The following is a 13,356-nucleotide window of genomic DNA, read 5'->3' as shown; positions in this document are numbered from 1 at the left end:
CGGTCGGCGGCTGTGCCGCCGACCGCACGGCTGTCCAGCCCGGAAGACCAGGAACCAGGGGGCGGCACCGAGAAATGAGCACGTCGATTCTCCTTCCCTTCATGCCGGTGTCCGGCGAACAATTGCTGCCGTTCGCGAACATCGTCCGCAAAGGAGACGCCGAGCGGTTGTGGACCGGTCAGTCGCTCCTGATCGAGCCGCATTCCGCGCTCGCCCACGCAGCCGGCGCCGGCGCCCGGATCCCCATGGGCACCAGCGTGACCCTCATGCCACTGCGCCACCCCTTCCAGACCGCTCTTCAGGCGCGCTCCCTCGCAGCCTTGACCGGACAGCCGTTCGTCGCGGGGCTCGGCACCGGGCCGGACCCGTTCGTCCGGTCACTGCGCGGGCAGGGCTACGACAGTCCGCTCACCGCAGTGCGCGAGTACGGCACGATCGTCCGCGATCTCCTGGCGGGACAGGTCGTCGACCTCGTCGGCGAGTACCACGCGATGGGTGGGGCTCTCGTGGCCATGGACACTCCGCGCGTCGAACTGGGCCTGGGGGTGCTCAGGCCCCGGATGGCCGAGTTGGCCGGAGAGCTGGCGGACGTCGCCATCACCTGGCTCGCTCCCCCCAGCTACCTGGCGGAGGTGATCGTCCCCGCGCTGGCCAGGGGAGCGGAGCGCGCGGATCGTCCCCGACCGCGCGTGGCCGCCGTCGTCCATGTCTCGCTCGACGCCCCGGGCCGCGACCACGAGCGGATCGCGCTCGCCGCCTCGCAGGCCCACCTCCAGGCCCCGCACTACGCCGACATGCTCCGCCGCGCCGGAATCGAGGTCGACCCGCAGGACCTGCCGAAGGCCGCGGCCCGGCTGCTCGACAGCGGCACGGTGGCGGTGGGCGGCGCGGACGACATCCTCCGGGCGGTCGCGGCCTATCAGGCGGCCGGGGCCGACGAGGTGGTGCTCAGCGCGATCGGCATCCAGACCATCGACGGAACACGTGCATCGCTGGACGCGCTCGGCACCATTACCGCGGCGCAGAGGAGCGTGCGATGACTCACGGCGGCCAGTCGACACTGCCCGACCTCAGCTTCCGGCGCCTGCTCCTGGTGGGGACGGGCGCGCTCGGGGTCTCCTCGCTCCCGGGCTGGCTGGGCTGGCTGCGCGAGAGCTACCCCCACATCGAGACGAGAGTTGCGCTCACCCGTCAGGCCACCACGTTCGTCGCGCCCGCCGCGCTCACCGCCATCGGGGGCAAGCCGCTGATCCACGACACATGGCCCACAGAACCGCAGGTGACCGCCCCTCATGTGAAGCTGGCCGACTGGTGCGAGGCGGTGGCCGTCTTCCCCGCCACCTTCCACTTCGTCAGCCGGCTGGCCCTCGGACTCGCCGACACGCCCGTGATGCTGGCGCTCCAGTGCACCACCGCGCCGATCGGACTGGCTCCGGCCCTCCCGCCGGGCGGATACGAGAGCCACGCCTTCCGCTCCCACTTGGCCGCACTGCGCGCCCGCCCCCATGTGGTGGTGGCGGAGCCCGAGCTGGGACGCAGTGTGACCACGGGACGCGTCGAGCGGTCCACCGCCGCCGCGCTGCCGACCCTCCTGGGCCTTATCGAGACGTGCCACAGGGAGCTTGCGGCCGGGCCGGGTGAAGGCGAGGAACGATGACCGGCGGAACCGTCGTGGCCGAGTACGGGAGCGCACTCGTACGCACCAAGGTGCTGGCCGATGCGCAAGGCAGCCGCTTCACCTGGATCCGTACTCCCGGGGCGGCTCGATCCGGACCGCAGCAGAAGCCTCCTCGCGCGCTGCTGACCGCCTTGACGGCGCTGGAACACCCCCCGGCCATCGATCGCGGCCCCGGAGTCCGGTGTGTCCTGCCGCGCACGTACGGCAGCGAAGGGGGACTGCACTACCCGCTGCCCGGACGCAGATCCCTGGCCGAGTCGCTGCTGTCCGGCGACCCCCCGAGTGCGCCGGACGACACGTCGAGCACGCACGACGTGCTGTACGGATTCGGCCGCACGCTCCGGGCGCTTCACATGGCACCTCTGCCGACGCAGAGCCAGGCCGACGCGGTCCCGGGCGCATGGCGCAGACTGCGCTCATGGGCGGACACGCCGGCAGCCGGCCGTGGCGCGCAACTCCACCGATTCCTGCGGGAGTGGCTCGGCACATCGCGCTGGCGCCGTGTCGAAGAGCTGCTGGACGAGCTGCCGGTGGCCGTGCCGCGCGCACTGGTCCACGGTGCTCCCGGTCTCGGACTGCTGGTGCCCGCCGAGGTTCGCGGCACCCACCATGGACTGATCACCGGTGAGGACGTCGGTGTCGCCCCCTGGCAGTGGGACGTCGGCTGGGTCCTTGCGGAGCTCCGGGAACTGCGCTTCTTCTCGGCCCGACTGCACCGCCCCGAGGCCGACTGGGAGCGGCTGGAAGAGTCCTTCCTCAGCGGGTACGGCCGGTCCTGCGACGGGCTGGTCCAGCGCTCCGCCGTGCTGCGCTCGCTGTTGCACCTCCACGACTTCTGCCTCTTCGTCACCTGGGACGAAGCGGAGATCCGTCGATATACGTCCCTGGTCGCGAACGCCATGGAAGCCGCGGATGCCATGGCAGCCGCGGACGTCATGGACGAACGGGAAGGCGTGCGATGAACCGTCTGCGCCATCCGGCAGCGCGCCGCGAGGACGTGGTGGACTACCTCTTCGAGCACCGCATCGCCGACCCGTATCGGTGGCTGGAACAGGCCGGCAGCGCCGAGTCCCTCGCGTGGCTGGCCGCGCAGGACGGGTTGCGCCATGCCGCCCTCGACGACCTGCCGGGGCGCGACTGGTTACGCGGCCGGATGGAAGCACTGCTGTCCCTCGGCGTGACCGGTCCTCCGGTGTGGCGGGGGGCGCGGCAGTTCTTCATGCGGCGCCGCCCGGGACAGGAGCACGCCGTCCTGCACACGGTGGACCCAGACGGCACCGAACGGGTCCTGCTCGACCCCATGGTCCTTGACCCCACCGGACGCACCACGCTGGACACCTGGCATCCCGACCGGGAAGGCCGTCGGCTCGTCTACCAAGTGTCGACCGGGGGAGACGACGGCAGCCTGCTGTATGTCCTGGACGTCGACTCAGGCGCCCTGATCGAGGGCCCCGTCTCCCGTTGCCGGCAATCCCCGATCGCCTGGCTACCCGGCGGCGAGTGCTTCTACTACGTACGACGCCTGCCCGCCCACGCGGTACCACCCGGTGAGGAGCGCTACCACCGGCGTGTCCACCTGCACCGCGTGGGCACGGACCCCGACACCGAGGATCGGCTCGTCTTCGGGTCCGACGGCGCGAAGACGGCTTCGTACACGGTCAGTGTCAGTGCGGACGGCGGCCGGCTCATCGTGACGCGCGCCGTCGGCGCGGTACGCCGCAACGACATATGGATCGCGGACATCACGAAGCACGGTCCCGAGGCGCCGGCGTTCGTACCGGTGCAGACAGGCATCGACGCTCACACGAATGCGGTCGTCGGCCGGAACGGAACCCTGTACCTGCACACCGACCATGACGCGCCCCGCGGACGGCTGGCGACCGTCGACCTCGAAGAACTGGAGACCCTGGGCGCGCCGCCCGACACGTGGAAGGAACTCCTCCCCGAGGACCCGCAGGCCCGGCTGGACCACTTCACTCTCCTGGACGGCCCGGGCCTGGACCGAGCGCTCCTCCTGGTCGTCCGGAGCCGCCACGCCGTCAGCGAGATCACGGTGCACGACCTGGAGACCGGGACACATCTCGAGACCATCCCGACGCCGGGCCTCGGGACGGTGGGGGAGATCCGGGGCAAGGGCCACGAGGCGTGGTTCACCTACACCGACCCGTTCACTCCCGTGACCGTCTTCCGCTGGGACGCCACGGACCGCACGACGACCGTATGGGCGACCCCGCCGGGACACCAGTTCGAAGCAACCGACCGGACCGTCGGCACGATGCGACAGATCACGTGCGCCTCAGCGGACGGCACACCTGTACGGATCACCGTCCTCGCACCGCACGGCGGGGACACGAACGGCGGGAGCCGGGAGCCGCGCCCGGCCATCCTCTACGGTTACGGCGGGTTCGGCCTGTCCTACACCCCTGTCTACAACCCTGAGGTCGTCGCCTGGGTCGAGGCCGGCGGTGTCTACGCGGTCGCTCACGTAAGAGGCGGTGGCGAGGAAGGGGCCGACTGGCACCGTTCGGGCACCCGGGACCGCAAGCGCAAGTCCATCGACGACTTCCACGCGGCCGCCGAGGCCCTCTGCCAACAGGGCTGGACCACCCCGTCTCAGCTGGTGATCAGCGGCGAGTCGAACGGCGGTCTGCTGGTCGGCGCCGCGCTGACCCAGCGCCCCGATCGGTACCGAGCGGTCGTGTGCGCGGCACCGGTCCTGGACATGGTGCGCTACGAACACCACGGTCTCGGCGCGTCTTGGACCACGGAATACGGCTCCGCGACAGTGCGCGAGGAATTGGGCTGGCTCCTCGGTTACTCCCCTTATCACCGGGTCAGCGAGGGAACCGACTACCCGGCGGTCCTCCTGACGGTCTCCGAGGGGGACGCCGTGGTGGATCCTCTGCACGCTCGAAAAATGTGCGCGGCTCTCCAGCATGCCGTCGGGCCCTCGCCGACCGGCGACGGAAGGGGACTGATCCTCCTGCGCGTAGAGCCCGGCGTCGGCCATGGGGCACGCGCCATGACTCGCATCGCCGAACTCTCGGTGGACCAGTTGTCCTTCGCGGCCTGGCAGGCGGGCCTGTCCCTTCCGGGCGGACCGACCCGGCAAGTGGCCGGTGACTGCGCCGGTAGTCCGTCACCAGATCGTGCAGGAACTCCGCTCGGAGCACCAGAGAGGGCGCGCGTGACCCGGTGACCGGCTGACCAGCCGAGGAACGGCGCCGATTGCAGCAAAGTCGGGAGTGCCCCTCGCCCTGACCACGGGCCAGACCCAGCTGGGTCCGGCCCGTGGCAGTCACCCGGGCAGCCGATGGCCCGGCGGTGGAAGGCATCGTGCGTGACGTGGACGCTGCCGGAGCCGATGTTGGCCACTCCCGTGCTTGATCCTGCTCTGCGGCCGAGGTGGGCCAGCGAGCCCAAGTGGGACGGGTCCAGGGCCCTGATCTCCGTGGATGCGGGCCGAGTGGTGCATGCTACGTTCGAGGCGCGGCACTGATGTGGCGGCCTCGTTTCCTCCTGACGCTACGGTGAGTTGGTCGTCTGGGAAGCGGGCAGGCTCGCCTTCGAGCGTTTGCAGAACCGACTGCAGCGGCGCGGCGCCGGGGCGGCCCGGGCGGCGGGCGAGTGGTCGGCTCACTTCGTCCAGCTGGCCCTACCCGCGGCGCAGGGCCGCGATCAAGTCCGTGTTCGCTGTCCGCCGGCTGTCCGTCCCAACCAGTGGAAGGGTCCCGGCCTCCTCGGGACCACCGCCCCGGGGAACACGTCCCCTGGCCTGAACCCGAGGAGGATGAGACCGCTGCCCTACGCAGCACACCCCGGCCAACTCAAGATCAATCTCACCGGCATTCACTGCACCTCAACTACTTACACACGCTCCTGGAAGACCTCGGGGTGAGTCCTGACCTTCTGCTGCCTCCGCCCGGGCGCCGGCGGCCCGCTCCCCCGCCACCGCCGGTCCACGTCGACACGGCACGCATCGCCGAATGGTTCGCCCACCTCTGCGGCCCGGACGACGAGGAGCTGCCCGCCCGCTTCGTCGTCGAAGACCGGCCGACGGACAACATGCGCTCCCACGGTCGTCTTTGCCCCTACGCCGTGATCGACCGCCAGGGCGGACGGTCCGTCGGCTGGTACTGGGACCGCCACTGGGCCGCGTTAACGACCCGCCGGCCGCATGCGCGACACCGACTGACCGCCCGCCCAAGGGCTCTGCAGGGCAGGCGCCGCCGCCTTCGGTGAGACTCACCATGCGGGCTGCGGCGTCCGCGCGCACTGGGAGCACAGGTCGCCCTCTACCTCCACCCAGCGGCCGCACAGACCGTTGTTGCCCTCGCACTCGTAGCGGCGCCGTCTCACCGGGTCCGCACCGTCGGTGTACTGCTGCGGCATCGGCGTTGGATCGTTCTCCCAGGTGCGGCGCGGGCCAGGCACGGGAGAGGTCAGGGCATCCTGCAGCCGCTTCGCCAAGACGGCGCTGACGTCCTTGCGCAGGGGGGTGGGAAGCGGCCGGGTCAGCAGCTCCCACAGGACCTCATCCTGCCAACCGAGCCGGAAAAGTTCGTCGACGATCAGGCCCTGATCCTGCAACGGCTTGCCAGTGAGCATCAGCTTCGGGTGCTTGAGGCCGAGCTGCTGCAGGAACCGCACCCCTTCGGTCACCGAAAAAGGTCGAGTGACCTCGTTTCAGAGGTGGTCGCGGCCCTGGACATCTCCGATGTGTGGGCGCGCAAGCTCCTCAACGGGCAGAAGATGCCCAACGTCCCACTGCTGCACGGGCTCGCGGAGTTCTTCAAGGTCGAAGGCGGAGAAGCCTTCTTCACCGCCACGCCGGCCGGCTCCCTCAACCGGGTACTGCAGAGCAGACTCGAGAAGTACGAGAACCCCGCCACCGACCCGGTCCAAGCCCTCATGCAGCGGTACGGAGTCGTGGCGGCAGACATGCGGCACCACGGCACCCTGACACCCGAACAGCTCGAAACGCTCCTCGCTGGCGTCATCAAGTCCGTCATGCCGACCGAGGGAGGCACGCCCCAATGAGTACCCGCGCAATGAAGGGGCTGCTCTCGGCCTTGGGCAAGGAAGCGGGGAAGGCAATCCAGCGGCCAGCTGAACCCAGGGCTGTCATGGAGGAGTTCTGCAAGGCGATGACCGCACGGACCGGCCGCCCGATCCAACTCGTCTTCCGCGCGTTCCCGGTGGACATCGCCGTGTCCGGCGTGCGCCTGGACCTCGGCCAGAGCTCCGTCATCGTCGTCGAGGGGAACATGGCGCCCGAGGCGCAACTGGTCATCCTCGGTCACGAGTTATGGCACGAGGAGAACGGCGACTGCGGCCACCACGTCGCCGGCGTATCGGCCGCATCCCGCGCACCCGTCGACCAGACGCCCGATGCCGTGCAGCGAGCCGTCGAGCAGATCCTCAGCGAAGGGGAGGTACCACGCGACGCCCTCCTGGCCGTCGCAGCTCGAGCCGAGTCCGTCGACACCCATGAGGTCGACGCCGAGACGTTCGGCCTTCTGTTCGGCCGCGAGGTCCGTACCTGGATGATCGGGCGCTATGCGCAGAGCCCGCCCAGCGCAGCCACCGTTGAGGGCCGCCTGAACCTGTCTCTCCTCGCCCGCGGTGGACGCATCCTGTGAGCCCTCACTTCCACATCCCCTACATCCTGCCGACCGCGCTCCTGGCGGTCGCCCTGGTCGTCAAGTTCCCCACCCTGGTGAGGGCCTGGCGCGACCCGGACGTACGAGCGACGACGATCCTCCTGGCGTGCGCCACGGCCGTGCTCGTCGTCATCACACCGGTCAACATCGACCGGCTCAATGTCTGGACCGGCGCCCCGAACATCGCCGCACCGTGGGCGTACTCGTTCCTCACCGCCTTCTGCGCCACCGGACTGACGATGATCATGCGCTGGAGGGAGCCCCCCTCGGAGCGGCGCCGCCGCCGCATGATCGCCATCTACTGGATCTACGCCGGCATCATCGTGGCCCTCTGGGTGACGTTCCTCCTGGCCGACGTCCCCGAACCGCGGATCTACGACCTGGACACCTACTACGCCAGCACGCTGTGGATGCGGGAACACACCCTGCTCTACCTGCTCGCACACATGGTGTCGTCTCTGATCGCCGCCTTCATGCTGTGGAAGTGGTTCCCCGAGGTCACCCACCGGTGGCTCAAGACGGGTGTCGTCTTCCTGCAGGTCGGCTACGCCTCCGGTCTCGTCTTCGACACCACGAAACTGATCGCCGTCGCCGCCCGCTGGACCGGCCACAATCTCGACTGGCTGAGCACCAGGGCCGCCCCGCCCTTCGCCCTCCTCGAGGCTGTCCTCGTGGCGCTGGGCTTCCTCGCCCCACAGGCCGGGCCCTTCCTCCAGAAGTGGAGCGGTGACCACGCCGAGTACGTGCGTCTGGGGTCTCTGTGGCGCATCGTCCGCGTCGTCAGGCCGGCCGCGGCCACCGCGCGCATCGGATTCCTGGCACCCGCGGACCTGCGCCTGCTGCAGCGCGAACAGCGGATCCACGATGCGCTGCGACTCCTCGCCCCCTTCTTCAACCCTGCGGGGCACAAGGCGGCGTTTACGGCCGCCCGTGCCGGCCACGACGACGAGGCCGCGCGCGGTATCGCAGGTGCCATCGCTCTGCAGGACGCCGGCCAGGCCTACCGCGACAAGGCCCCGCACCACACCAGCGACCAGCCGCCGCAGATCGGGCCCGATGTGACGGACCACCTCAACGCCATCGCCCGAGCCCTGTACCGCCCCCGCACCCTTGACCGCATCCGTGGCCAGATGAACCGCACAGAGAGCGTGACCGCACATGCCTGACATAGCCACCCGACAGCGGCCCACCGCTCTCGTCATCGGCGCCAGCGCCGCCGGCCTCTTCGCGGCGGCCGCCCTCACCCAGTTCGCCGACGTCACCATCATCGAACGCGACACCCTTCCCGCCGGCCCGGAGCCCCGCCGCGGCGTCCCCCAGGCCCGGCACGCCCACATGGTCTGGAGCGGCGGCGTACGTGCCTTCAACGACCTGGTGCCCGGCGTCGTCGACGACGTCGTCGCCCGCGGCGGCCGCCTTGCGCACATCATGGCCGACATGGTCTCCCGCGCCCCCAACGAGGTGTGGTTCCGCCGGTTCACGTTCACGCATCACCGCAACCTTGTCGCCTCCCGCGACCTCCTCGACGCCGTCCTACGCGAGCACGTGCTCGCCGACGAGCGGATCACCCTGCGCCAGGACACCACCGCCTTGCACCTGGAGGGCGACGCCGGCCGCGTCACCGGCGTCCACGTCCGCACCGGCGACGAGGAACTGGAGCTTGCCGCCGACCTGGTCGTCGACGCCTCCGGCCGCGGCTCCCGCGCCCACCAGTGGCTCGAGGACCTCGGCCTGCCCCGCGTCACCGAGCGGGAGGTCGACGCCGGCGTCGCCTACGCCACCCGCCTCTACCGGGCCCCCGGCACCACCGCCGGCAGCGACTTCCCGCTCATCAACGTCCAGGCCAACCCCGCGCACGCGCCCGGCCAGGGCGGTATCATCCTGCCCATCGAGGGCGGCCGCTGGATCGTCACCCTCTCCGGCACTCGCGGCGGCGAACCCACCGCCGACCCGGACGCCTTCCTCGACTTCGCTCTCGGTCTGGGCGACCCCATCATCGGGGAGCTGCTCAAGAACGCCGACCCCTTGGGCGACGTCACCACCACCCGCAGCACCGCCAACCAACGCCGCTACTACGAAAAGCTCACCCGCTGGCCCGATGGCTTCACCGTCCTCGGCGACGCCATCGCCGGGTACAACCCCGTCTACGGGCACGGCCTCACCGTCGCCGCCCAAGGCGCCCTCGCCGTCCGCGACGTCCTACGCTCCACCCCGCTCACGGCGCCCGGCACGGCCCGACGCCTCCAACGCGCCGCGGCCCGCCCCGTCTCCGCCGCCTGGGACCTGGCCGTCGGCCAAGACGCCTTCTACCCGGGCGCCACCGACACGCCGCCCACCGCCGTGGAGCGCTACCTCGCCCGGTTCGTCGACCGGGCCGTGGCCACCGGCGCTCGCCACCCTCGCGCCCTGGGAGCCCTGCTGGACGTGATGAGCATGGAGAAGCCGGCCACCCGCCTGTTCTCCCCGGACATGCTCATCCCCATGGCCTTTGGACCGAAGCGCCCGTTCCTGCCCGCACCGCCCCTGAGGGACGACGAGCGCGCGGCCGCCACCTCCTGACCGCAAGATCGTCCTCGCCCAATGGGCAACCCTAGGGCCCTGTACGAGTACGAGTCACGTACGGGGCCCTACCACCTGCGCTACCAGATGCCGCGGCACCGTGCGGCGACTGATCGAGACGCCGTCGGCCTGGAGCTCGAAGGCGATTCGAGACGCCGACCAATCCCGGCACGGCGGAGAGTATCGATCCGGGCGACGATGTCAGCATCGGTGGCGGTCGGCTGGCGTCGGGGTGAAGAACAATCCAGCAACCCGGACACCCGCGCGCACGGCCCGGGCGTGGAGTTCACCGGAGCACGTCGAGATCGAGCTGTAGGCCAGCTCCCGCGGAAACGCCTCGTCCCCGGCATAGCAGCTGCCGGGGACGGGGCAATTGGACATCCTACGAGGGCAGATCCACCCTCACCGTTGGCGCAGGTTCTGCAGCAGCTTCAGTTCCCACTCGCTGTCCGGCTTGCCACTGCCCTGCCGGTCATCGTTGCTGATGGTCTCATCACCAACAACGATTTGCAGGCGCTACGAGCTCGTAACAGGATCTTGCCGACTTGCCCTGGTCGGGCGTGACCGATGTGATGAACCGGCTGTTCGTGTCGTGTGACGACTCGGCCGTGGATCGTGGACGACGACTTGTGGGCCCGGATTGAACCGCTGCTCCCACCCTGCAAGTACTCAACGTTCGTCCAGAACAACAGGTCGTCCGCCATCGACTACTCGGCATCGAGACGGGCGGCAAGGTCAAGGCCCATTCCACAGTCTACGGCGACTACGGCATCATGAAGGAAAACGTGTACGGCTACAGCTACACGCATTACAGCAACTGCGCGACCAGCGCCAAGACGTACGCGACCGTCTGGGCCCCGTACAGGGAGGGCTGGGCCATCCACTAGTAGGCACCTCGTGCCCAAGCGCCCCGGCCACCTCGGCCGGGGCGCACTCGCCCTTCTCCCAGGGAGAATTCCGCATGCGTCGCACCATGCCCATCCTGCTGCTCGTCCTGGTGGTGTCCGCGTGCACCTCACACAACGACGAGGGCAAAGCCCGCCCGACCTCTTCCTCGTCCACTTCTACGGACACCCCCGCGCCCCATCCGAGCCCCGGCGACCCGCTCGCCCTACCTTCTCAGCCTGACTTCCTCCTGCCCGTAACCCAAGGCAACAGCGACAAGAGCCTGCCTGCCTTCACACCGGCCGGCAACGTCTACACCATTCACGGACGATGCACCGGCAAGGGCAGCGTGACTATCCAGTACGGGTCGAAGGACGACGACCAGAGCAAGATCACATGCGGTACCCCAATAACCGTCGGCCGTGTCTACATCGACCCTGGCACTCCGCAGCACCTGTCCGTAAAACTCCACGGCTCAGGTATCTCCTGGACCGTGGCCGTGCTCGACGGCACACACGCCATGTAACAACCGGCCAGAAAGTTGTCCGTCCGCACGACACCATCACCGTGCGGATCCGGACGCAGGACCGGGCCGGACATGGCGGAGGCGGTCGCTCCGCGGTCACCGACTTCGCCGCGCAGTTTCCCACCAAGGACTATATAAGGACATAGCCGACACCCCGTGCCAGCTGGAGGCAGTGGGAGTAGGCCAGTCCCTCGATGCGCACCCCGGTGCGCCCGACCATCGCGTAGTGCGCACCAGGTGCGCCTCGGAGTGACTGCACCCGGCGCCACAGCTCGGCACTCTCGCACGCGCCCGCTGCGCCGCACCTGATCTCCCGCACCGCACCGGTGCGCCGACCGACCCCTTGACCACACGTGCGGGCGGGCGCGCGGGACCCCTTGTCCAGGTCTGCTACCGAGGACTTCCAGATTGGCATTGGACGTCCGGCACGCCAGTCGGGTGAGGTGCCCGGCATGAGGGAGGGGCGGACATGGGCTGCCGTTGTCGTGACGTTCATGAAGGACGTCTCACGGACCGCATCTCATGTACGTCACGTCAATGAGATGCGGTCCGTGCGACGGGTCAGGTTGCGCGGCGGAGGGGGACGACGACGCTCTCGCCCAGTCGCTTGGGGTCGAGCCGGTAGTACCTGATGTGCCCGATCCGCTCGGTCTCTTCCAGCCAGCCGGCCTCGATGACCTGCTTGCGGGTGCGCGAGAAGACTGGTGCTGCCATGCCGACCAGCTTGGCCAGCTTGGCAGCCGTCTCCAGGACCGCTCCGGACCGGTCAGTCGGGTGCAGGGCGTAGAGCATGACGACGAGGCGCTGGTTGGCGGTCATGCCGGCCGTGGCCTCGAGCAGTTCGAGGTTGGTCTGCTTGTCGTCCTTCACTGGGCCTCCCACCGTGCGGTCGTGGCATCGAAGCCGGGGATGTCCGGCGGGTTACACGTCTTTACGGCTTCTCGCTGCTCAAGCCCTGTGCCATGGAATGCGATGTAGGGACTGATTCGGTAGAAGTTGTAGTTGCCGATACGGCCACGCACGATCAGGATGCGGTGCTTGGCCAGCTTCCTGTTGATCTTACCGACGGCATCTGTGGACATCCCCACCTGCTTGGCGATGTCCGCACCGGTCGCCCGCAGTGGTTCCATGCCTTCAGGGGAGACACCGATCCACCACAGGACGAGGAACTTCTGGCTGGGCGTGAACGCCTTCGACTCGGTGATCGCTGCCACGCGTGCCTTGTCGACCTGCGTATGCCTCCCTGAGAAGGCATACGGCGCGTAAGGGATCGACTCGCCTGTCTCGGCGTCGACCAGCCTGCGTACTGCTCCCAACAGACCCCCCGTGCGGCGAGCTCATGGACGGTTCAGGATGACGGCCGTGAGGCCGACCAGATGAACTTAACGTACATGAGCAGAAAGGCAATCAACCACGCCTGAAGTCCGGGTTTCCTGCCGGACGGTCACCACGTTCCTCCACCCGCTCCAGTCGTCACAAGGGCTCGAGACATTAACGTCACGTCAATCTGCACGGGTTGTGAGAACTGGGTGCTCAGATCCTGCAACCGCGGTACCGGTCCCTACAGACGCTGTCACGGTCCTGTGAGTCGCCCTCACGGGTTGCCAGGACTGGGTGACACGACTGAGAGATCTGTGCACTCGGCTCCACCGATCGCCCATGCCGGTTCGGGGATCTGCCTGCCAGTCACCCTGATCGTGGTGAGCAGTGTTGTTTACGCAGGTCAGGGGCTTAACCGGGGGTGCGCTCTCTCCCCTTACACCTGAGGCCCGGATACCAACGGGAACAAGCCTCAAGCGTGTGCTTCGCCCCACCGCAGTACGTGTTCCCTACGAGGAACAGTTCCTCGGGCGCTGGCTCCTCAGTCTCACCAAGCCCCTTCTCAGCCCTCTGGACGAAGGCGCCTCACAGAAGGGACGGACACCGAGGGCTGGCACCACTGCCTTGTTCCGGCTCCGGGGCATCAAGCACTGACCACCCCCATTCGACCCGCACCACCGAAAGTCAGCCACGACGATGCCAGCCGTTCACCTAGCAGGCGCGCG

The 13,356-nt window shown here is 68.9% G+C and carries 12 protein-coding genes; 9 read left to right on the top strand and 3 right to left on the bottom strand.

The window, feature by feature from the left end:
* Positions 1 to 74: 74 nt before the first annotated feature.
* From ACWDNY_RS25020 to ACWDNY_RS25005, 4 genes are read left to right on the top strand one after another with little or no spacing between them, the layout of a single operon-like run.
* Positions 75 to 1,040 carry an LLM class flavin-dependent oxidoreductase gene (locus ACWDNY_RS25020; protein ID WP_451648030.1) on the top strand — a complete coding sequence of 322 codons (966 nt, stop codon included), beginning with the start codon at positions 75 to 77 and terminating at the stop codon, positions 1,038 to 1,040.
* Positions 1,037 to 1,657, top strand: a complete 621-nt coding sequence (locus tag ACWDNY_RS25015; protein ID WP_451648029.1) for a flavoprotein — start codon at positions 1,037 to 1,039, stop codon at positions 1,655 to 1,657. The genes ACWDNY_RS25020 and ACWDNY_RS25015 overlap by 4 nt, the downstream gene beginning before the upstream one ends.
* Positions 1,654 to 2,640 (top strand): hypothetical protein, encoded by a 987-nt coding sequence (locus ACWDNY_RS25010; protein WP_451648028.1) that lies wholly within the window; start codon positions 1,654 to 1,656, stop codon positions 2,638 to 2,640. Before ACWDNY_RS25015 ends, ACWDNY_RS25010 begins: the two co-directional genes overlap by 4 nt.
* Positions 2,637 to 4,877: a prolyl oligopeptidase family serine peptidase gene (locus ACWDNY_RS25005; RefSeq protein WP_451648027.1), complete on the top strand. Its 2,241-nt coding sequence runs from the start codon at positions 2,637 to 2,639 to the stop codon at positions 4,875 to 4,877. Before ACWDNY_RS25010 ends, ACWDNY_RS25005 begins: the two co-directional genes overlap by 4 nt.
* A gap of 1,046 nt (positions 4,878 to 5,923) precedes the next feature.
* Here ACWDNY_RS25005 and ACWDNY_RS25000 read toward each other — a convergent pair.
* On the bottom strand, positions 5,924 to 6,340 hold the full coding sequence (locus tag ACWDNY_RS25000) for a hypothetical protein (RefSeq protein WP_451648026.1): 417 nt from the start codon (positions 6,338 to 6,340) through the stop codon (positions 5,924 to 5,926).
* A gap of 30 nt (positions 6,341 to 6,370) precedes the next feature.
* Here ACWDNY_RS25000 and ACWDNY_RS24995 point away from each other — a divergent pair, with 30 nt between their 5' ends.
* The 5 genes from ACWDNY_RS24995 (at position 6,371) to ACWDNY_RS24975 (ending at position 11,311) form a co-directional block, all read left to right on the top strand.
* The gene (locus ACWDNY_RS24995) at positions 6,371 to 6,718 is read left to right on the top strand and encodes a hypothetical protein (protein WP_451648025.1); all 348 of its coding nucleotides are present in this window, start codon (positions 6,371 to 6,373) and stop codon (positions 6,716 to 6,718) included.
* Positions 6,715 to 7,320, top strand: a complete 606-nt coding sequence (locus ACWDNY_RS24990) for a toxin (protein WP_451648024.1) — start codon at positions 6,715 to 6,717, stop codon at positions 7,318 to 7,320. The genes ACWDNY_RS24995 and ACWDNY_RS24990 overlap by 4 nt, the downstream gene beginning before the upstream one ends.
* Positions 7,317 to 8,507, top strand: a complete 1,191-nt coding sequence (locus tag ACWDNY_RS24985) for an MAB_1171c family putative transporter (RefSeq protein WP_451648023.1) — start codon at positions 7,317 to 7,319, stop codon at positions 8,505 to 8,507. Before ACWDNY_RS24990 ends, ACWDNY_RS24985 begins: the two co-directional genes overlap by 4 nt.
* Positions 8,500 to 9,900 carry an NAD(P)/FAD-dependent oxidoreductase gene (locus ACWDNY_RS24980; RefSeq protein WP_451648022.1) on the top strand — a complete coding sequence of 467 codons (1,401 nt, stop codon included), beginning with the start codon at positions 8,500 to 8,502 and terminating at the stop codon, positions 9,898 to 9,900. The genes ACWDNY_RS24985 and ACWDNY_RS24980 overlap by 8 nt, the downstream gene beginning before the upstream one ends.
* 961 nt (positions 9,901 to 10,861) lie before the next feature.
* Positions 10,862 to 11,311, top strand: a complete 450-nt coding sequence (locus ACWDNY_RS24975) for a hypothetical protein (RefSeq protein WP_451648021.1) — start codon at positions 10,862 to 10,864, stop codon at positions 11,309 to 11,311.
* A gap of 561 nt (positions 11,312 to 11,872) precedes the next feature.
* Here the strand turns inward: ACWDNY_RS24975 and ACWDNY_RS24970 are convergent.
* Together ACWDNY_RS24970 and ACWDNY_RS24965 are read right to left on the bottom strand one after the other, a co-directional pair.
* Positions 11,873 to 12,130 carry a replication initiation protein, RepL2 gene (locus ACWDNY_RS24970; RefSeq protein WP_402125489.1) on the bottom strand — a complete coding sequence of 86 codons (258 nt, stop codon included), beginning with the start codon at positions 12,128 to 12,130 and terminating at the stop codon, positions 11,873 to 11,875.
* Between the two features lie 47 nt (positions 12,131 to 12,177).
* Positions 12,178 to 12,627, bottom strand: a complete 450-nt coding sequence (locus ACWDNY_RS24965; RefSeq protein ID WP_451648020.1) for a MarR family transcriptional regulator — start codon at positions 12,625 to 12,627, stop codon at positions 12,178 to 12,180.
* Between the last annotated feature and the right edge of the window lie 729 nt (positions 12,628 to 13,356).

Source organism: Streptomyces sp. NPDC003697 (assembly GCF_053587115.1).
The sequence above is the reverse complement of the archived record's forward strand: the minus strand, read 5'-3'. Positions and strand labels throughout refer to the sequence as shown.